Below are 20,864 nucleotides of genomic sequence, written 5' to 3'. Positions count from 1 at the left end.
GATATTATGTAGATACAGTAGGAAGAAATAAAAAGGCAATTGCAGAGTATATAAAAAATCAAATGCAAGAAGATATAGCAGGTGATCAAATAAGTTTGAAAGAGTTTATAGACCCGTTTACGGGTGAAGAGGTAGCCAAAGGGAAGAAAAAATAACCCCTTAAGGGGTGCCCTGAAAAACTATAGCAGTTGGCAAACCTTTCAGGGTGTCTTAAGACACAGCAAGTAATATGCCCTTATAGGGCTGAGCAAACCACCCGTTTGACGGGTGGTCATGATTAATTAAATGAAAAGGGGGAAGTGCTCTTTTATATTAGGAATAATAATTCAATTGATACTATCATGGATAATACTTCGAGTGATACAAAAACAAGATTTATCTGCATTAGGATTCTTTCCTATAAGAAAGAGATTGACACAATTTTTGATTGGTTTTTTATTTGCCGGCATTTTATGTGCTTTAGTTGAGATTTTAAATTCAAAAATAACTAATTTATCATGCATTAATTATTTTGTTACACAAAATGTAGCTGTTATAGTACTAACATATTTATTTATAAAATATTATTTACAAAGAGAATGTGATAATATATAAATTAAAAAAACAATAAATAAACATTTAAATAATATTGGATAATAGAATAAAATACATATCTACCAAAAATTTTAATATATAATAATAAAGTAAAATTATATAAGATGTAGATTTGAAAAGATATAATATTAATCAAGCTAGATTAAATAAAGTTTGTGGAGGATAACTATGAGTAAGAAATATTTTGATTATTATAAATCACCTATAGGAATTTTAGAAATTACAAGTGATGAAGATAGTATTCTATCAGTTATATTTGTTGATGAAGAAAAGCAAGATATAGAGTTTAATAAAGTTCCACGTATATTGAAAAAAGCATATGTACAGTTAGACGAATATTTTAAAGGTAAAAGGAATAAATTTGATTTGAAAATATCCTTTACTGGAACTGATTTTCAGAAAAAGGTATGGAATGAGTTAACTAATATTTCTTATGGAGAAGTGGTTTCTTATAAATATATTGCAGAAAAAATAGGAAATGAAAAAGCAGTAAGAGCAATTGGAAATGCTAATAGCAAAAATCCTATTAGTATAATAGTTCCTTGTCATAGAGTAATTGGAGCTAATGGAAGTCTAACAGGATATGCAGGAGGAATTGAAAGAAAAGAATGGTTATTAAATCATGAAAAAACTTTTGTGTCTAAATAACCTTTATATTGGGGAAATTATAAAATAAAAGTAAAAGTTTTGAAATGAGGGAAATTACATTGATTAGAAAATTAGATATAAATAATGAAACTGAACTTAAGAGAGTAATGACAATATGGCAAGAAGCGAATATTAAAGCACATGATTTCATACCGAAAGAATATTGGATAAGTAACTATGACATAGTGAAAAACGAGTATATACCTAATTCAGATACATACTTATATTTAAAAGATGATGAGATAAAAGGATTTATAAGTATTGTGTCAGAAGAATATATAGGAGGTTTATTTGTAGATATTAATTCCCAAGGAAATGGAATCGGTAAACATTTAATCAACTATGTAAAATCTAAATATAGTATGTTGAGATTAGGAGTTTATAAGAAGAATAAAAGAGCAGTTAATTTTTATGATAAGATGGGATTTAAAATAAAGTCAGAAAATATTGATGAAAAAACTAAGGAAGTAGAATGTATAATGGAGTTTAATAAATAATCTAAATATAAATGCTAAGAACACCATAAGTACGTATTACACATAATATGTAAATATATGACTAAATTAAAAAAACTTATGGTGGTGAGAAAATTACATGAGAGAGCATAAATATAATGAATCTAAATGTCTTAAATTAGGAATGAAAGCACCTGAATTTAAGGCATTGACTACATTTGGAACAATAAAACTTTCAGACTTTAAGGGAAAGTGGATAGTTCTTTTTTCGCATCCTGGAGATTTCACTCCAGTTTGTACTACTGAATTTATAGCATTTGCAAAATATTTTTGTCATTTTAAAAATAGAAATACACAGCTTTTAGGATTAAGTATAGATAGTAACCCATCTCATTTAGCTTGGGTATATAATATCTATGAAAATACAGGAGTTGAAATACCTTTTCCAATTATTGCTGATAGAGATGGAAGAATATCTAGAGCATATGGAATGATTTCACCAGATGTTAGTTCTACTGAAACAGTAAGAAACGTATTTGTAATAGATCCAAAACAAAAAATTAGAGCAATTTTGGTTTATCCACTTACAAATGGAAGAAATATTCCAGAAATACTTCGTCTTATAGATGCACTTCAAACAAGTGATAAAGAAAAAGTAGTTACTCCTGCTAATTGGATACCTGGTAAACCAGTAGTAATTCCTCCTCCACAGACTTATAAAGAATTAAAGGAACGAAAAAGGTGTCATAAAGAATTGGAATGTATAGATTGGTATTTATGCTTTAAAAAGCCGAGAAAGTAGTATATCATTAATAGAGAAATTATAAAAGTAATGAGTTTAGATTGACAAACTAAATTCATTACTTTTTATTTTATTGACTTTACATGTGTTTTGTTATATTAAATAGATTATATATACTTAGAAGACAATGGACTTTTAAATTATAAAAGCTAGGAGGATAGCGATGGAAAAAAATAAAATATTAATAATAGAAGATGAAGAGTCAATTTGTGATATACTGTCTTATTCTCTTAGAAAAGAGGGATATTCTGTAAAATGTGTTTTTACAGGTAAGGAAGGAATAGAAACTATAGAAAAAATGAATCCTAACCTGATAATATTAGATATAATGCTACCAGATATGAATGGTTTTGACATATGTAAAATAATAAACTTAAAATATAAAATACCTGTTTTAATGCTTACAGCTAGGAATGATATAGTAGATAAGGTATTAGGCTTAGAGTTAGGAGCAGATGACTATATAACTAAGCCATTTGACATAAGAGAAGTCATAGCAAGAATGAAGGTAATATTAAGAAGACTAGAAAATATAAAAGATCATAATAAACAAGAGATTATTTATATAGGAAATGATATAAAGCTGGACAGGCTAAGTAGAAAGATATACAAAGATAATAAAGAAGTAAAGTTAAAACCAAAAGAATATGACCTGTTATTATTATTTTGTGAGAATAAAGGAAGAGTATTTGAGCGTGAAGATATTTTAGATAGAGTATGGGATATGGATTTTGAAGGTGATTTAAGAACCATAGACGTACATGTCCAACGAGTAAGGAAAAAAGTTGATCCTAATATTATAGAAACAATATATGGTGTAGGATATAGGTTTAGAGGATGATATAGTAGATAAAATAAAGGAGAGAAAAGAGAAATAATGAAGATATCTATAAAATATAAGTTTTTAATAGGATACTTTACTGTTTTTTTTATAGCTCTTATGAGCTTAAATCTTTTGGCCCAAAATATAGTATATAAAAATACGGAAGAAATAATAAAAAAAGATATGGAAGAGCTATATAAAAGTTCTAGAAATTATCTAAAACAATTTTTTGTAGTAAAAGAATTGACAGAGAATAGTGATTCATTTGAAAAAAATAAAGAATTAATAGGGATGGAGCTATTAAAAACTTATGATGTAGGAGTTTCTTTATATGATACAAACGGCAACCAATTAGAAGTCTATGATAATCAAAATCATAATTTGGTTGCATTTAATAAGAATAATTCTATTGATTTAAAAGATATAAGTAACTATGATTTAGATTTAGCTATTAAGAACAAAGCGGCCCTTAGAACTAATTATGTTAATAATAAGCTAATCGCTAATTTCTCTTATCCTTTTCATATTAAAGAAAATAACTTAGGGATATTAAGATTTAGTAAGGATTATACATATATAAGCGAATCTAATGAAAGATTTCTAAGTATATTTACTTATGTAACAGTACTACTATTTCTAATTTTATTTATATTTTCATACATTCTTTCCCTAAATATAACTAGACCATTATTAAAGCTTAGTAAAGGATTAAAAGAAGTTTCAAAAGGAAATTATGATGTAGATATAAATATAAAAAACAAAGATGAAGTGGGAGAACTAGGGAAGAACTTTAATATCATGAAAGAAAAGATAGAAAGCCAGATGAACACTATAACTAAAGAAAAAGAAAAAGTTCTAAAGCTTCAGCAATCTAGAACAGAATTTTTTAATAATGTCACACATGAACTAAAAACACCTCTCACTACAATATCAGGATATGCTCAAATAATGAGTCAAAAAGACTTTGATGATTTAGAGTTTTTAAATAGAGCTTCAAGTAAAATCAAAGAAGAAAGTGATAGACTTCACAGAATGGTTGTAGATTTAATAGAAGTTTCTAAAACAAGTACATATGAAGATAAATTAAGTTTTACTAAAGTAAATTTAAAAGAACTATTATACTCAATATGTACAGATATGAATATAAAGGCTAATAAATATAAAATGAATATAAAATACGACATAAATAATAATTTATTTGTATCAGGAGATGAAAACAAGTTAAAAGAAGTTTTTATAAATGTACTAGATAATGCAATTAAATATGGAAGAGTGAAAACAGATATATATGTTAAGCCTATCATAAAGAATAAATATATAGAAATAGAAATTGAGAATAAAAGTGATGACATTCCAAATGATAAAATAGACAAAGTCTTTGAACCATTTTATAGATTGAAAGGAAAAGAAAATAAAGAAAAAGGAAGTAATGGATTAGGATTATATATATGTAGAAATATAATGAGACAACATAGTGGAGATATAAACTTAGAGAGTAAAGATGGAACAGTAAAAGTTATAATAAAAATTCCTTCTTGGCAACAATTTGGCAATATTTCATAGAAAATTAGCAATATTTATTTAGTAAGATTTAAGGAAAATAATAAATAAGGAGGATTTTCTATGAAGTTGAAAAGTAAAGGAATTAAATTAATACTGTTAATTATTTTTATAATAAGTATATTTACAGGTTGTAATGTAGGAAATGATGCAGATGCTAAAGATAGTAGTCAAGGGAAAACGACAGTAATAAGTGAGAATGTTTCTTTAGATACCAGATCTGAGGATAGTAACTTACAAGTAAAAGAAATAGATACAATAAAGATAACAGAAAATGTAAAAACTGAAGATTTTAAAGGGAGTAGCGATAAAGAAATATTTTTTAACAAAAACAATGCTCTCTATGGAAAAAACTTAGAAACTAATAAAACAAGAAAGATAGTAGACATGAAAGGTTTTGAGGTAAGTGAAGATGGAAAAAGAATACTTCTTTTTAAAGATAAAGAAGTATATGTTTATGATGTAATGACTAATAAAATGATACCTATAGAACAAGATCGTGGTGGATATCCTTCTGATGATATAAGATTTATGGACCATAAAGGAAATTATTTAGCATATACAGGGGATAAAGATAATGAATGGAAGTTTGGTACTTTTACAATATTTGATGTGAATAAGAAACAGTATATTTATATAGATATAAATGACTTTATCGAAAAGCATAATAACAACTTAATAGATGCAGAACTCCAAAGAAATATAGAAAATAAGTTAGGGCAGGGCTCAAGAAAAAATAGAAGATATGGAACTTTTCAAAGTATATTAGACAAATATAATGATAGTAAATCTTCTTTTCAAGCTAAATCTTCAGTAGCAATTGCTAAGGATGAAAAAACAGGAGAAACTTTTGATTTGGTAAAGGGATATAGTATTAAAAAAATATTTAATGACAAATTATATATAGATTTGTCCATAGGTGGGAAAGGTGGAATATATGAAGTCGATTTCCAGGGAAATATGAAAGAAGTTTTAGTTACTGAAGATACAAATAAAAACTTTATAAGTCAAATAGACTTTTTAGATAATAATAAACTATTATATTCAGGAGAATATCAAGGCAATTCTGGAATATTTGTATATGATATATCTAATAAAAATATAACAAAATTAATTGCAGGAATTAAAACTGAAGAAGGAAACTCGATACCTAGCTACAAACTTTCTCCTAGTAAAGATAAAATACTAATAGAAACACTAAATAAACAATATAATAATGAATATTCAACTAAAATTTATGCAGCTGAAATAATAGATGGAAATCTTATATCACCAATTAAAGTATTGGATAATTCAAAAGAAGAATCATACAGTATACTAGAAGTGGTTTCTCACTGGACAGAAAATAGTAATAAAGCTATGATATATAGAACTAGACAAGAAAAAAATGGAGAAGAAACTGTTAATTACTTAGATAAAATAAGAACTTTTAAATTTACAAAGAAATAATAAGTAAGAAAATATAATATTCATGAAATTTGGGAAAAAGGTTTGCTAAGAAGGGATTGGGTATATACTAATATACAAATCGAAAATACAATAGAGGTGAAGAATATGAAATTCCAAGTTTCAGATATAGCAAAAGAAAAAATAAAAGAAGAGGGTCTTGAAGGGAAAAATGTTAGATTCTATATTAGAAGAAAAGCTTGAATGGGCATAATATTCGAATGGACTCTGGATGATCCAACAGAAAAAGATGAATTGTATAAAGTAGAAGGAATGAATGTAGTTTTAGATAAAAAGATATTGAAACTTACGTCAAACATAAATATAGATTATCAAAGCTATGACTGGGGAGAGGACTTTGTAATAAATACTTATCTTTAATATATAATTATAATTTAAGATAAATACGATAATAAACAAAAATCGCTATATCATACGATAGCGATTTTTTATTTATTATGATTGTATTATTATAGAATCAGTTTTAACAAATTAAAGGTATATTAATATATATTAAATATCTAATTTTTAAGTTTAAAATTTTTATCAGTTAGTTCAAAGTTATTTTTAAGACCTGGAGTTATATATACTTCTTTATTATTAGTTACAAATATTGCTTCAACATTTTTTTGACTTTTGACTAGTTTTAAGCCTTCTTCAAGACCTAGTGAAAATACAGAAGTTGAAAGAGCATCACCATCTATAGACTTGTCAGAAACTATAGTTACACTCATCAAATTATTATCAATAGGATATCCTGTAAAGGGATTTAATATATGATGATACCTTTTTTTATTTGCCTCTAAAAATCTTTCATAAACACCAGAGGTTACTACAGATTTATTTCTCACACTTAAAATACCAATATGAGTTCCTCTTGCATCTACAAAAGGATTTTGAACACCAATTTTCCAAGGTTCAGAGTTGCTTTTACTTCCAAGAGCATATATATTTCCACCTAAATCTATAATAGCTTTATTTATATTTTGAGACTTTAAATATTTAGCTATTTCATCAGCAGTATATCCTTTAGCTATACCTCCAAGGTCTAGCATCATTCCTTGTTTCGATAATGTTACACTACTATTGTTTTTGTCTAAAGCTATATTTTTATAACCTACTTTATCTAACAGTTGTTTTATTTCATCTTCACTAGGAACCCTTGCTTTTTCAGTTCCTATTACCCATAGATTAACTAAAGGACCTGTACTTATATCAAAATATCCTTTGGAAAGATTAGAATAATTTATACTTTTTTCTATTACATTAAAAGTTTCTTGAGATACATTTGTGGAAGATATACCAGCATTTTTGTTAATAGTACTAATTTCACTATTTTCTATATTCGGACTCATTTTATTTTCTATTCTCTTTACTATATCAAAGGATTTTTCAAAAATATCATCTGATGCATTTTCAAAGATATTTAAATTAATAATAGTTCCCATAAGATAGGTTGTCTTAGAAATAGGTTTAGATTCTTCAGACTTTTTAGAGTCACTAAAAAATAGCTTATAGCCAACTAACGCTAATAGAGCTATAACAAAAATTAAAGCAATATTTTTTTTATTCATGAGTCTAAAACCTCCACATATAGAATGACAAAATATAAATATAGATAGATTATAACATAGAAGTATCTATAGTAATTAATAAAGTACAAATATTAAATATTAAGTTTAGGATTAGAATAAATTAAATAAAAAATTATTAAAGTAATGTTAAATATCTTAATAAAACATACAATCTATGAAGTTATCAATTGTTATATTATAAAAGTAATCAGTTATATCAATATCTTTAAATACATTCCTTATTGAATCTTCTTCAAAATTTTTATTTATAATTAACTTTTCAAGTTCAGATACATCTTTACGTCCAAAAAAATCACCATATATTTTAAATGCTGTTATGTTACCTTCTTTTACATTTAATCTTAAATCTATACTTCCGCCTTCATATCTTTTAGACTTTTGTAATTCAAATTTTGGAGATTCTCCATAGTTCCATTCCCAAGTTGAATACTTTTCTTCCATAAGCTTATTTATATTATCAATATCACTTGGAGATAAAATATATTCTTTGATTGAGATATCATTAGTTTCTAAAATAAATTTTAATAGTATATTTTTAAGTTCTTCAATAGTGATTTTCTCTTTAAGGTGTTGGCATATATTTGTGACTCTTGACTTTACAGACTTTATTCCCTTAGATGCAATTTTATCAAGCTTAACATTTAAAACGTCTTTTAGAATATCAGAGTTAACATCAAATAATATAGTTCCATGATGTAACATTCTATCTTGATAGTAATATTGAGCATTACCAGAAATCTTTTTACCGTCTATAGTTATATCATTTCTACCAGAAAATTCAGCATGTACATCTAAAGTTTCCAAAGCATCAATAACAGGCTTTGTAAACTTTACAAAGTTATTTTTACTATTGTCATCTGAACGAGTAATAAAAGTGTAGTTTAGATTACCCAAGTCATGATAAACAGCTCCTCCTCCAGACATTCTTCTTACTACATTCACATCATTTTCTTTTACATATTTACTATTAACTTCTTCTATAGTATTTTGATTTCTTCCAACAACTACAGTATGAGCATTTTGCCATAATATGAGGAAATCATCATTTAAATGTAGATTTTTTAGAGCATATTCTTCTAGAGCTAAGTTGTAATAAGGGTTTTTTGAATCATTTCTGATAAACAGCATGTACGTCACATCCTTATCTTTTATTTTTAATTTATAGACATATTTAATTAAGATTATTTAATTCATCCGATAACTAACAATTCTACAAATGAGAGATAAGAATTTTATAGTTTTTGGATTGTTTAGGTTTATTACTAAATATACTTATATTATCTAATTATATAGTAAAACAACTTCTTAAGTAAGACATAAGTTCAATATACATAAAATAATAAAAAAGTAATAAAGTTGTACTATGACCAATTTATAAAACATATTAATAGTACAAGTAGGAGGGATATAAATTGTTTAGGTATAGCAAATATATTGTATCAACTATAATAATTATACCATTACTGGTTATAGGGTTTGGAGGATTTATAGATATTGAGGATTCAGTAAGTGTTATGAATATAACTAATAAGAAATTTAAAGTAAATGAAATATTTAGAGATGAAAACATTAAGTTAAAGGAAGAAAAGTATATATTAGATATTAAACGAGGAGATGTTACTGGTGATAATAAAGAAGATACTATATTTTTGCTAGGAAAGAAAAAATCGAAAAATTCATTGTACGCTGAAAACTTAAGTATAGTTGTTAAAAATGAGACTAGTAAAAAATACATATTAATGGAGATTCCAAATTCCAGTGGAGAAAAGAATATACTATTTTTAGGAGACTTTAATGGAGATAAGATAAAGGATGTTTTAGTTGAAAGTTCATTAAAAGAAAACAGTCAAAATAAAGTACAAGGTATATATACTTTTATAGATAATAATATAGTAACTTTAGTATCTAATGAAGAATTAAATAGAAATATAAATTTTGAGTTAGAATTTAAAGATGATTATATAGCCAGTATAAATAATAAAGAAACAAGGTCAGCTACGATGATAGACATATCTTCTAAAAAAGAAATTTATATAGGTACTATATATAATGAAGATGGAAAAGTAATAAACAATAAAAAGCTAAATATTTCAGGATATGAATATATAAGACCTGTTGATAATAACCTTGATGGAGTGTATGAATTAGAAGGCCATACTAAAATCATAGGAGAATTTGATACTGATATAATAAGTACCATGATATCGCTAATAGAATATAAAGATAAAAAATTTAAGATTAAAAGCATTGAAAATAGAAATTATATGTATATGGAGTACGAATAAAGAATATTTAGTTTGTAAAAATAATATTTTATTGAAATTTAGATTAATAAAAAAAGGAAAACCGAGAAAGTTTTCCTTTTGCTTTTAGGTAAGACTATTTATAACTTTTAATTTTAACAAGTTTTCAGTGAGAATTATATTAAAAAAATCTTAGTATCTAAGCTATAGTAACTTTGTTTATAAACCTTATTTTGATACATTAGTTATTTGTTTAAACTTCCATCTCATATTCATTCCTCCTTTAAGATTTTTATTGACTAGTCTTAATAAATACAATTATATTTACTATCTGTGATAGTTTTGTGAGTTTTTATTAATAGGTTTTAGATAATTTATATAATAAATCAATAGTTATAATATTTTCACTTCAACAAAGGGGAGATAAGAATTGTAACACTTTTAGATCAATTCAATTTAAGTAGATATTCAAATATAAAAAAAGACTAAGATATTAAAAATTACTTTCATATCTTAGTCTTTTTTTATATTATTAAAAGTTCTATTTTATTATTGATTGTGGATGATAAGATTTAGCCTTTTATTTTTTCAAATAGAATATTATTTTCTAAATGAACATGATTAAACAAGTCTTTTTCTATATCTTTTAGATTTTCATATGCTAATTCAAATGACTTACATGCGTTTTCTGGAAGCTCATAATTATTTGTAACTTTTCTGATTTCTTTTATAATGTTTCCAGCTACATCATGTTCATGCTCAGTTTCTGATAATATGTTCAAAATATTATTCAGTACTTCCTTATCTTTATTTTCTTCAAAAATTTTAATTAAAGGAAATAGAACTTCTTCTTCTTTAATTAAATGTTCTTCAATTTCAACTTTAAACTGATTAAAAAGTTTATGAACTTTAGAAAGCATATCACCATTTTTAGAGTAATGAGCTTTTAAAATCTTTGATATTAAATTTTCTGTAATAGGAAGTTGATTTCTCATATAAGCATGATGAGTATTTAGTATATGATCAATTATTTTTATATTATTTTCTTTTCTCCAGTCTATATCTTCTTTTGAACTAATGGAATTATATTTTTCATAAGACTCATTTAATTCATCTATTATTAAAGCTACATCAGAATCAACTTTATCTTCTATAACAGCATTATCTAGAGTTCTATTACCACCACAACAGAAGTCTAATTTATATTTCATAAATATTTCAGAAGCTTTTGGGAATTCTGCAACTATTTCTCCAACTTTTTGATTTTTATTGAATTTGTCTTTCATACCTCTCACTCCTTTAAGTGATTTATGTAACTTTATTATAAATATAAAGGAAAAATTTATATGTGATTACAATCAAAATGAAATAAAAATATTGAGTAAATAAACTTTTAACAAGCTATATAGGGCCATGATCTAATAAATAAAACTATTTTATATGGATATATTATTATAACTATTTAATTTAAAATATAAATTAGCCTTTCTATGATAGTTAATTTCTTATACTAGAATTATTAGTTTTAAATTATTAAATCTTTAATAAAGTATTAAAATAGTATTCACAATACTATTAATACTTACAAGTACAACAGGTTAAATTAAAAGTTTTATATAGTTTATCCTATTAAATATTGTTTATGTATCAAAGAAAGTTTATTATTAATGGAGTTTGGAAATAATGATAAGTATAGAAAGTTGTAATAAAAATTGATTTTTAGTAAAAAATTTGATACAATACACTCAAAATGATAATTTTAGGCTTTGAAGAGAAATAGTAGATAAACAATTGTTTCCAGAGAGCTAACGTATGGTGCAAGTTAGCAACAATTTTAGTCGAACTCATCTCTGAGTCGTTAAGGTGAAGGATAGTAGTCTTAACCGGATAGATCCGTTAAACTTGTTAAGTGGGTAGAGTTTTCTACCAAATAGAGTGGTACCGCGATAATAAAACCTTCGTCTCTATATATAGAAGATGAGGGTTTTTTGTATTTTTACATAAAACTGCAAAAAAGGACGTGAGATAAATGAAAGAATATAATCCAAAAGCGATTGAGAAAAAGTGGCAAGATATTTGGGATGAAAAGGGAACTTTTCATGCTTTAGATGATAAATCAAAGCCTAAATTTTATGCATTAATAGAGTTCCCTTATCCATCTGGACAGGGATTACATGTTGGTCATCCAAGACCATATACAGCATTAGATATAGTTTCTAGAAAGAGAAGATTACAAGGATATAATGTACTATATCCTATGGGATGGGATGCATTTGGACTTCCTACTGAAAATTATGCTATAAAAAATAAAATACATCCTAAGAAAGTTACAGAACAAAATGTTGCAAGATTTAAGTCGCAACTAAAATCACTTGGCTTATCTTTCGACTGGTCAAGAGAAATCAATACAACAGATCCAGAATACTATAGATGGACTCAATGGATATTCTTAAAACTATTTGAAAAAGGGTTAGCATATAAAGAAGAATCATCTATAAACTGGTGTACTGAATGTAAAGTAGGACTTGCAAATGAGGAAGTTGTAAATGGTGGTTGTGAGCGTTGTGGTGGAGAAGTTGTAAGAAAAACTAAAAATCAATGGATGTTAAAAATAACAGAATATGCAGAAAGATTAATTAAAGACCTAGATTTAGTGGATTATATTGATAGAGTTAAAATCCAACAAAAAAATTGGATAGGTAAGTCACAAGGTATGGAAGTTAATTTTAATATAACAGGTGAAAATAAAGTAACTGTATATACAACAAGACCAGACACTTTATTTGCAGTAACATATGTTACTTTATCACCAGAACATCCTCTTATTAATAAATTAAAAGATAAAATAACTAATTTTGATAAAATAGAAGCATATAGAGAGTCTGCAAGTAAAAAATCAGACTTTGAAAGAACAGAACTAGTTAAAGAAAAAACAGGAGTACAAATTGAAGGAATAACTGCTACGAATCCTGTGAATGGAAAAGAAATACCTGTTTGGATATCAGATTATGTATTAATGTCTTATGGTACAGGAGCTGTAATGGCTGTTCCAGGACATGATACAAGAGACTGGGAATTTGCTAAAACATTTAACTTACCTATTATAGAAGTTGTTAAAGGTGGAGATATAGAAAAAGAAGCTTTTACAGATATAGAATCAGGAACGATGATAAACTCAGATTTTCTAGATGGATTAAGTGTAAAAGAAGCTAAAGAAAAAATAAGCTCTTGGTTAGAAGAAAAAGGAATAGGCAAAAGAAAAACTAACTATAAGTTAAGAGACTGGTTATTCTCAAGACAAAGATACTGGGGAGAACCAATACCAGTGGTTCATTGTGATAAGTGTGGTTGGGTAGCTTTACCAGAAGAAGAATTACCACTAATGCTACCAGAAGTAGAAAGTTATGAACCAACAGATAATGGAGAATCGCCACTTGCTAATATAACTGACTGGGTAAAAACTACTTGTCCAAAATGTGGAGGAGATGCTGAAAGAGAAACTGATACAATGCCACAATGGGCTGGATCATCATGGTACTTCTTAAGATATACAGATCCACACAATGATAAAGAATTAGCAAGTAAAGAAAATTTAGATTATTGGATACCAATTGACTGGTATAATGGTGGTATGGAGCATACTACATTACACTTACTATATTCTAGATTCTGGCATAAGTTCTTATATGACTATGGTATAGTACCTACTCCAGAACCATATCAAAAGAGAACTTCACATGGTATGATATTAGGTGAAAATAATGAAAAGATGTCTAAATCTAGAGGTAACGTAATAAATCCAGATGAAGTTGTAGATGAATTTGGAGCAGATACCCTAAGAGTTTATGAAATGTTTATAGGAGATTTTGAAAAAAGTGTATCTTGGTCAGAGAATGGAGTAAAAGGATGTAGAAGATTCTTAGAAAGAGTTTGGAAACTTCAAGATATTCTAGTAGAAGGAGAGGAATATTCTAAAGAACTAGAAAGTACTATGCATAAGACTATAAAGAAAGTTAGTGAAGACTTTGAAAGTTTGAAGTTTAATACAGCTATAGCTAGTCTAATGTCTCTTATAAATGAATTTAATAGTGCTGGTAAAGTAAATAAAGCTGAATTTAGAACATTCTTGATTCTTTTAAATCCTGCCGCTCCTCATATAACAGAAGAATTATGGCAAAATTCAGGATTCCAAGGAATGTTAAATGAAACTAGTTGGCCAGTTTGGGATGATAATAAAACTATAGACGATGTTATTGAGATGGCAGTACAAATTAATGGTAAAGTTAGAGGTAAAATATTAGTACCTGCAGATGCAACTCAAGAAGTAGCAAAATCAAAAGTTATTGAAGATGAAAAGCTCAATGCTTTAATAGAAGGTAAAACATTAGTAAAAGAAATTTACGTTCCTGGAAGAATATTTAATATAGTTGTAAAATAACTTATATGTTTAAGAAGTATAAATATTTAGCCCCGTAAATAGGTTCTAGACTTATTTACGGGGCTAAATTTATAACTAAATAGTGATCCTATTCTTTTCTTCCAATTGTAAAGTGAGTTATAGTAGCAATTACCATTAGAATAAGACCAGATATACATACTCCTTTCCATTTCCATATGTTCCAGCTATATGTACCTAGAAAAGAACCTATTGATCCACCAAGAAAATATGTAAACATAAATATAGTATTATATCTACTTCGTGCTTCGGAAGATATATTATGTATTCTAGTCTGATTCGAAACTTGTCCTGATTGTGTACCTAAGTCTATAAAAATTACACCTACAATTAGACCAATTATGTTTTTACCAAAAATATAAAATATTATGTAAGATATCAAAGACATTAATATAGATAATCCTACTACAAATCTTGGAGTTTTTTTATCACTTAGTTTACCGATAAGTGGAGCTGCAAATACTCCAGCTACTCCTAATAAACCAAATATACCAGCTTCTTTTGCACCTAATCCATATGTAGGGGATTCAAGAAAAAATATTAAAGTAGTCCAGAATACGTTAAAAGCTCCAAACATCATTGCTCCAGTAATAGAAGAAGCTTTTATAACAGAATTAGACTTAAATAAATCTACAAGAGATAACATGGTTTGTATGTATGACTCGTTAGATTTTGGTAAACTAGACGGTAATAATTTTATTAAAGCATAGCTTAAAGAAACTATTAAAAAAGCTCCTATAAAGAATATAGATCTCCATCCAAATATTGACCCTATAAAACCACTTACTGTTCTAGCAAGAAGTATACCTATTAAAAGACCACTTAAAACCTTTCCTATTATACTACCTCTTTGATTAGGAGAAGCTAATTCTGCTGCAAATGGAACTATCAATTGTGTTATGATTGATGAAAATCCTACCAAAAAACTTGCCAATAACAACCAATAAAAATTCATAGATGTTCCTAATAGAATTAGAGAAAAAACTGAAAATGCAAGCATTTTTATTATTAAGGATTTACGTTCTTTAATATCGCCTAAAGGAACTATGGCTAACATGCCTAAGCCATATCCTACTTGCGTGAATGTAGAAACTAAACCAATACTTTTAGTAGATACATTGAAGTATCTTGCCAAATCTCCTAATAAAGGTTGATTGTAATATATATTTGCTACAGAAATACCACATGTTATAGCCATTAAAAGAACTAACTTAGGGCTTAATGTTACTGAATTATCCTTCAAAAAAATACCTCCTCAAACTTGTCATTTTATAAACTTTAAGTGGTTTATATATTTGTAAGAAAAATAGCTTAACATTAGCTAAGCTATTAATATTATTATCTTATATTAATCTTTATTATATGAATTTTACAGAAAAGTTTTTAATATATTAATCATGTATTATAAAGTGCCGTTGTGAGAATAATTTTATCTGTATGCATTAAAGGATTATTTTTTATATAATAATATTATTTAAGTAATTAATATCCTTAAACAAATCTTCTATATAGCTATCTTCACAAAAATTCGACAATATCTCTATATTTATAGAACCTTCAAATTTATTTTTAGATAAACAATCTAAAATTTGACTATAATTAATATCACTTTTAATTAAAGAGATATGAGATATATCTTTTTTTAAATCTATTCCGTGTATATGACAATATATAACTTTCTCTAAAAAATTATCATCTAAAACAATTTCGTCAGGATAAAAGTTCATATTATCATGGCATATATCCCAACATACCCCTAATTTTGGAGATTGAAACTTATTTAAAATATAATAAATATCATCTCTATTGTCGCATATAGTGCTTATACCTTTTTTACGTAAAGTTTCTATACCTAGTTTAAAGTTTAGATTTTTTTGTTCAATAGTGTTTAAAAACCAATCTATAAAGTTCAAAGTGTTATCCATACCACATGATTTCTCTTCTGTGCATTTGTACTTTGAACCATGAATTACTATTGTAGGAACATTTTTTATATATTCTTGTAAATTTTCTAATAAAGAAAGAAGTTCCATATACTTTTTTTTAGCCTCTGATTTATAGGAAGTAAAATACTCAAGTTCATAAATATCATGTGCGAAATACGGGATATGATAGTGAATATCTATGTTTTTATTAGTACAAGTATTAACTATATCTTTATAAACTTCTTCAGGAAGAACACTCTTATCAGGGCTTATTTCAATACTAGATATTCCACTGATTTCTGCTTTTTCAATAAGAAATTTAGGAGATATCTTATCAAAAACTTTTTCATCTAAAGTAAATCCTATTTTCATATATTAACCTCCAAATTCTATTATTTCATTCATGATTTATTTAACTTAATATATTAAATATATTATACCTTGTAGAGTTAAATATGAGTAAAGATTCGACAAACTATTATTAAATTTAATTTTTAAAATAATATTTATGCTTAAAGCAAATCCTATTAAAATATAAAGAATTAAAAGTATATAAATTAAAGAATTGCTTTTTTTATAATAGTGATAAAAGCTGATATAAAGGCTTAATTCTTCTATAAAATGTTAACGAGTTTTTTGGGAAAATAAATTTTGAAATATTCCTTTTGACTATATGGAATATACAATGTATACTAAAAACGGAGTTTAAAATTAGACAAAATAATTACTTTTTCTATCTATGAACCTTAATATATATTATTTTACAAAACTACACCTTAGAAGGAGTGTTTTAGTTGATTTTAATGATTGATAATTATGATTCTTTTACTTTTAATTTAGTACAATATCTACAAGGACTAAATGAAGAAGTCCTGGTTTATAGAAATGATGAAATAACGATTGATAACATAAGAAAACTATCGCCTGATATGATAGTATTGTCGCCGGGTCCATGTACACCAAATGAAGCAGGGGTGTGTATAGATGTGGTTAAAGAATTTAAAGGTGAGATACCTATTTTAGGAATATGCTTAGGACATCAAACGATAGGTCAAGTATTTGGTGGAAATGTCATAAAGGCATTGGAACCTGTTCATGGCAAAGTATATCCTATAAATCATACAGATAAAGGGGTATTTAAAGGGCTTAATAATCCTTTAAATGTAACCAGATATCATTCGTTGGTTGTTGATAGAAAAACACTACCTGATTGTCTAGAGATAACATCGGAAACAAATGAAGGAGAAATAATGGGATTTAAACATAAAACTTATATGCTAGAAGGAGTTCAGTTTCACCCAGAAGCTATATTGACAGAACAAGGAATGGAACTTTTAGATAATTTCTTACAAGAAGCGAAAAAAGTTAAGAAGCAGGTGAAGAAATGCTAGTAAAAAAAATAGATACTTCATTAGACAGTTTTCAGTTATATACTTTATTTAAAGATGAACAATATAGTTTTTTCCTAGATAGTGGAATGGATAATAAAAAATTAGGTCAATTTTCGTTTATTGGATTCGATCCTATATTAGTATTTAAAAGCAAAGAGAATCAAGTAGAAATAACACAAGATGGAAAAACAACTAAATATGAAGAAAATCCATTTGATAAATTAAAAGAAATTTTAGAAAAATATAAAATAGATTATAAATCTGAGTTGCCATTTATAGGTGGTGCAGTTGGATATCTTTCATATGATCTATGTCATCATATAGAAAATCTACCTAGAACAGCAGTAGACGATGTTAAAATACCAGATGCTTATTTTGGAATATATGATGGAGTAATAGTAATAGATCATAGAAGTGGAAAAGATGAAGTTTATATTTCTGCACTAGGCATTAAAGGAAAAGAAGAAGACGTATTTAATTCTATACTTGAAAAAATAAGAGATGGAGAAAAAACAGGAGTTGAAATTACAATTCCTAAAAGATCCAAGCCAGCAGAATTTAAGTCTAACTTTACAAAAGAAGAATATATAAAATCAGTAAATAAAGTTAGAGATTATATAAAATCAGGAGACATATATCAAGCTAACCTTACTCAAAGGTTTCAATGTGACTTAGAAGAAACTCCTTATGAACTATATGCAAAACTTAGGAGTATAAATCCTGCACCATTTGCTAGCTTTATAGATTTTGGTGATGGTCATATTGTAAGCAGTTCTCCTGAAAGATTTATTAAATTAAAGGACAAGATAATAGAAACTCGTCCAATAAAAGGTACTAGACCTAGAGGAATGACTGAAGAAGAAGATAAAAAGAATAGAGATGAACTAACATCAAGTGAAAAAGATAAATCAGAATTATTAATGATAGTAGATTTAGAAAGAAATGATCTTGGAAAAGTAGCTAAAACAGGAACAGTAAAAGTAACAGAATTATTCCATCTTGAAGAATATCCTACAGTATATCACTTAGTTTCTACTGTGGTAGCAGAAATAAAAGATGAACATGATGCTGTAGATTGTATAAAAGCCACATTCCCTGGTGGATCTATAACTGGAGCACCAAAGATAAGATCAATGGAGGTTATAGATGAGCTTGAACCTACTCAAAGAAATATTTATACAGGCTCAATAGGATATATAGGATTCAATGGAGATATGGATCTTAACATAGTTATAAGAACTGTAGTATGCAAAGATAATCAGGCATATTTTCAAGTTGGTGGAGGAATTGTCTGGGATTCAGATGCTGAACTTGAATATGAAGAAACACTTCATAAAGCAAGAGCTATAATGGAGTCACTAAATAGCTAATTCATATTTAGAGGTGATTTTAATTGTATATTTCTATTAACGGTAAAATAGTAGAAGATAAGAACTCAAGTATATCACCTATGAGTGAAGGATATATGTTTGGATATGGATTGTTTGAAACTATAAAGGTAGTTAATAGTAAAATGTGTTTTTTGGAAGAACACATAGAAAGATTAAAAAAAAGTTGTAAAAAAATTGGACTAGAGTTTAATTTTAATATTAAAGAGATTGAAAATAGGGCATATAAAATCTTAGAAAAAAACAAGTTGAACATAGGTGCGATTAAAATAGTTTATTCAAAAAATGGAGAAGAGAACTATCTTATAATAACTACTAGAAAGAGCTCATATACAGAAAACAATTATAAAGTAGGATATAAAATATGTTTTAGTGATATAAGAAGAAATCCAGATTCTATACTTCCATATATAAAATCAGTAAATTATATGGAAAACATAATAGCTAAAAAGATCGGAAATGAAAAAGGTTATGAAGAAGTGATTTTTCTTAATACAAAAAACAAAATAGCAGAAGGATCTGTATCTAACATATTTTTCATAAAGAATGATATATTATTTACTCCATCTATAGAGTGTGGGATACTACCAGGTATAACTAGAGATAAAGTTATAGATATAGCTAAAGAGTTAGATGTGAAAGTTAACATAGGAGAGTTCAGTAAAGATGAGTTGCTAAATGCTGATGAGGTTTTTATAACAAATTCTCTTATGGATATAATGCCAATATCAAATATTGATAATAAATTATTTAATATTGAAAAAAATATAATAACATGTAAAATTATGAATAAGTATAAAAGTTTAATAGGTGGATAAATATGTATAATGAAATATTTAAAAGAAAAATAGATGATATTGTCAAAAAAGAAAATCCCTATGGTATACTGTTAGTGGGCTCCGCGTCAAAACAAGAAAAAATAGATTTTGAGAATATTACAGATTTAGATATATTTGTAATATTGAAAAATGGAGAGTTTGAACGTGAAGTTGTAAATATAGAAGATATCGATTATGATGTGTCATATATATCTATAGAATCTTTAGAATTCTGTATTAAAAATAAAATATCTTCTGTTATTAATGTATTAGCAAATGGAAAAGTAATATATAAGTCAGGAGATACAATTGATAATATTTTATATCAAATTAAGGAATTATACAAAGCTAAACCAGATAAGCCTTTAGATTATGAAAAAGATTATATAAGATTTAAACTTACTCAACAATACTTTACCGTTTTAAATAGAAAAGACGATGAAATCAACTTTGAATTTTTAGCAAATATTTTTATAAAAGACATGATAATTTCTTATTTGAAGTTGAATCAAAGATGGATTCTTCCTGATAAGAAACTTTTAAAAGAAATAAAAGATGATACCTTAGAAAATATTATAAAAAGTTACTATAAAACTAATAATATAAATAATAAGATTCAGAGTCTTAAAATGGCTTTAGAATATATAATAGAACCTTTTGGTGGTAAGTTAAACTATTGGAAAAAAGGAATATATCCTTTTGATTTTATTTAAATAAAAC

The 20,864-nt window shown here is 26.4% G+C and carries 19 protein-coding genes, 1 pseudogene and 1 other annotated feature; of the genes and pseudogenes, 15 read left to right on the top strand and 5 right to left on the bottom strand.

The window, feature by feature from the left end; genetic code table 11:
- The 9 genes and pseudogenes from CLPU_RS06220 to CLPU_RS17180 form a co-directional block, all read left to right on the top strand.
- Positions 1 to 155, top strand: a pseudogene (locus tag CLPU_RS06220) (IS200/IS605 family transposase); the annotation flags it as partial.
- A 130-nt stretch (positions 156 to 285) separates the two neighbouring features.
- Positions 286 to 594, top strand: a complete 309-nt coding sequence (locus CLPU_RS06215) for a hypothetical protein (protein ID WP_050354788.1) — start codon at positions 286 to 288, stop codon at positions 592 to 594.
- A 168-nt stretch (positions 595 to 762) separates the two neighbouring features.
- Complete coding sequence (locus tag CLPU_RS06210; protein ID WP_050354787.1) at positions 763 to 1,242, top strand: methylated-DNA--[protein]-cysteine S-methyltransferase; 480 nt, start codon at positions 763 to 765, stop codon at positions 1,240 to 1,242.
- Positions 1,243 to 1,301: 59 nt separating this feature from the next.
- A complete protein-coding gene (locus tag CLPU_RS06205; protein ID WP_097677540.1) occupies positions 1,302 to 1,739 on the top strand; it encodes an N-acetyltransferase in 438 nt (145 codons plus the stop codon).
- Between the two features lie 97 nt (positions 1,740 to 1,836).
- A complete protein-coding gene (locus CLPU_RS06200) occupies positions 1,837 to 2,499 on the top strand; it encodes a peroxiredoxin (protein WP_050354785.1) in 663 nt (220 codons plus the stop codon).
- 163 nt (positions 2,500 to 2,662) lie between these two features.
- Positions 2,663 to 3,340 carry a response regulator transcription factor gene (locus CLPU_RS06195; protein ID WP_050354784.1) on the top strand — a complete coding sequence of 226 codons (678 nt, stop codon included), beginning with the start codon at positions 2,663 to 2,665 and terminating at the stop codon, positions 3,338 to 3,340.
- Between the two features lie 36 nt (positions 3,341 to 3,376).
- The gene (locus CLPU_RS06190) at positions 3,377 to 4,885 is read left to right on the top strand and encodes a sensor histidine kinase (protein ID WP_050354783.1); all 1,509 of its coding nucleotides are present in this window, start codon (positions 3,377 to 3,379) and stop codon (positions 4,883 to 4,885) included.
- Positions 4,886 to 4,945: 60 nt separating this feature from the next.
- On the top strand, positions 4,946 to 6,331 hold the full coding sequence (locus CLPU_RS17185; protein WP_050354782.1) for a hypothetical protein: 1,386 nt from the start codon (positions 4,946 to 4,948) through the stop codon (positions 6,329 to 6,331).
- A gap of 201 nt (positions 6,332 to 6,532) precedes the next feature.
- Positions 6,533 to 6,709: a hypothetical protein gene (locus CLPU_RS17180; protein WP_157857704.1), complete on the top strand. Its 177-nt coding sequence runs from the start codon at positions 6,533 to 6,535 to the stop codon at positions 6,707 to 6,709.
- Between the two features lie 140 nt (positions 6,710 to 6,849).
- Here the strand turns inward: CLPU_RS17180 and CLPU_RS06180 are convergent, their stop codons facing one another.
- Positions 6,850 to 7,902 carry an FAD:protein FMN transferase gene (locus CLPU_RS06180; RefSeq protein WP_050354781.1) on the bottom strand — a complete coding sequence of 351 codons (1,053 nt, stop codon included), beginning with the start codon at positions 7,900 to 7,902 and terminating at the stop codon, positions 6,850 to 6,852.
- Between the two features lie 156 nt (positions 7,903 to 8,058).
- Entirely contained in the window at positions 8,059 to 9,051 is a 993-nt protein-coding gene (locus CLPU_RS06175; protein ID WP_050354780.1) for a lipoate--protein ligase, read from the bottom strand.
- 284 nt (positions 9,052 to 9,335) lie between these two features.
- Between CLPU_RS06175 and CLPU_RS06170 the strand changes: the two genes are divergently transcribed.
- Positions 9,336 to 10,208: a hypothetical protein gene (locus CLPU_RS06170; protein ID WP_050354779.1), complete on the top strand. Its 873-nt coding sequence runs from the start codon at positions 9,336 to 9,338 to the stop codon at positions 10,206 to 10,208.
- Positions 10,209 to 10,738: 530 nt separating this feature from the next.
- Here the strand turns inward: CLPU_RS06170 and ric are convergent.
- On the bottom strand, positions 10,739 to 11,452 hold the full coding sequence (gene ric / locus CLPU_RS06165; protein ID WP_050354778.1) for an iron-sulfur cluster repair di-iron protein: 714 nt from the start codon (positions 11,450 to 11,452) through the stop codon (positions 10,739 to 10,741).
- A gap of 471 nt (positions 11,453 to 11,923) precedes the next feature.
- Positions 11,924 to 12,135, top strand: a binding site (T-box leader).
- A 60-nt stretch (positions 12,136 to 12,195) separates the two neighbouring features.
- Between ric and leuS the strand changes: the two genes are divergently transcribed.
- On the top strand, positions 12,196 to 14,604 hold the full coding sequence (gene leuS / locus CLPU_RS06160) for a leucine--tRNA ligase (protein ID WP_050354777.1): 2,409 nt from the start codon (positions 12,196 to 12,198) through the stop codon (positions 14,602 to 14,604).
- An 88-nt stretch (positions 14,605 to 14,692) separates the two neighbouring features.
- Here leuS and CLPU_RS06155 read toward each other — a convergent pair whose 3' ends face one another.
- Positions 14,693 to 15,865 (bottom strand): MFS transporter, encoded by a 1,173-nt coding sequence (locus tag CLPU_RS06155; RefSeq protein WP_235436117.1) that lies wholly within the window; start codon positions 15,863 to 15,865, stop codon positions 14,693 to 14,695.
- A 214-nt stretch (positions 15,866 to 16,079) separates the two neighbouring features.
- A complete protein-coding gene (locus tag CLPU_RS06150; RefSeq protein WP_050354775.1) occupies positions 16,080 to 16,919 on the bottom strand; it encodes a TIM barrel protein in 840 nt (279 codons plus the stop codon).
- A gap of 431 nt (positions 16,920 to 17,350) precedes the next feature.
- Here CLPU_RS06150 and CLPU_RS06145 point away from each other — a divergent pair, with 431 nt between their 5' ends.
- From CLPU_RS06145 to CLPU_RS06130, 4 genes are read left to right on the top strand one after another with little or no spacing between them, the layout of a single operon-like run.
- The gene (locus CLPU_RS06145) at positions 17,351 to 17,938 is read left to right on the top strand and encodes an anthranilate synthase component II (protein ID WP_097677542.1); all 588 of its coding nucleotides are present in this window, start codon (positions 17,351 to 17,353) and stop codon (positions 17,936 to 17,938) included.
- Complete coding sequence (pabB, locus tag CLPU_RS06140) at positions 17,932 to 19,308, top strand: aminodeoxychorismate synthase component I (protein WP_050354773.1); 1,377 nt, start codon at positions 17,932 to 17,934, stop codon at positions 19,306 to 19,308. Before CLPU_RS06145 ends, pabB begins: the two co-directional genes overlap by 7 nt.
- Before the next feature lie 23 nt (positions 19,309 to 19,331).
- On the top strand, positions 19,332 to 20,144 hold the full coding sequence (locus tag CLPU_RS06135) for an aminotransferase class IV (protein ID WP_050354772.1): 813 nt from the start codon (positions 19,332 to 19,334) through the stop codon (positions 20,142 to 20,144).
- A 2-nt stretch (positions 20,145 to 20,146) separates the two neighbouring features.
- Entirely contained in the window at positions 20,147 to 20,857 is a 711-nt protein-coding gene (locus tag CLPU_RS06130) for a hypothetical protein (protein ID WP_050354771.1), read from the top strand.
- The last annotated feature ends 7 nt before the right edge of the window (positions 20,858 to 20,864 follow it).

The sequence above is a fragment of the Gottschalkia purinilytica genome (assembly GCF_001190785.1).
In the GTDB taxonomy this organism is placed as follows: Bacteria; Bacillota; Clostridia; order Tissierellales; family Gottschalkiaceae; genus Gottschalkia_A; species Gottschalkia_A purinilytica.
Note: the sequence above shows the minus strand (reverse complement) of the source record. Positions and strands in the feature narration are given on the sequence as shown.